1 protein-coding gene and 1 pseudogene are annotated in these 382 nt (G+C 65.7%); one reads left to right on the forward strand and one right to left on the reverse strand.

Going from position 1 to position 382, the window contains the following annotated elements; genetic code table 11:
* Positions 1 to 134 (reverse strand): annotated as a pseudogene (locus tag ABGA94_RS19680) (cell envelope integrity protein CreD); the annotation flags it as partial.
* A gap of 13 nt (positions 135 to 147) precedes the next feature.
* Here ABGA94_RS19680 and ABGA94_RS19685 point away from each other — a divergent pair.
* Positions 148 to 309 carry a hypothetical protein gene (locus ABGA94_RS19685; RefSeq protein ID WP_375367966.1) on the forward strand — a complete coding sequence of 54 codons (162 nt, stop codon included), beginning with the start codon at positions 148 to 150 and terminating at the stop codon, positions 307 to 309.
* The last annotated feature ends 73 nt before the right edge of the window (positions 310 to 382 follow it).

A 382-nucleotide genomic window follows, 5' to 3' on the forward strand; every position in this document is an offset into this window, starting at 1 on the left:
CGCAGCGCGATGTGGGTGTCATCGCCTACCGGCACCACCGACAGCATGCGGCTGCCATCCAGGCGCAGCTCCAGTTCAACGGTGCTGGCCGCCAGCGTGCCGCCCTGATCCGCAGCGAAACCGGCCACCGGCGCGAAGGCCGACAAGGTGGCTGGCGGCCTGACCCTGGGCGGCAAGTGGGTGATGGGTGACAGCGATTCGCTGCATTACCAGCTGACCGGCGGCGAAGGCATCGCTCGCTACATCGGCCTGGTCTGGCTGATCTCGCCGCTGTTCCGTCCGCCGCCGCACGATCTGCCGCCGGCCTGAACCTGTTTCCGACTTCCTTCTTTCCACTTGATCGAGCAACAAGGACGCACCGATGAACACTGCTGTGGATGCT

The organism is Stenotrophomonas sp. 3diitr2024 (assembly GCF_042136455.1).
Taxonomy (GTDB): domain Bacteria; phylum Pseudomonadota; class Gammaproteobacteria; order Xanthomonadales; family Xanthomonadaceae; genus Stenotrophomonas; species Stenotrophomonas sepilia.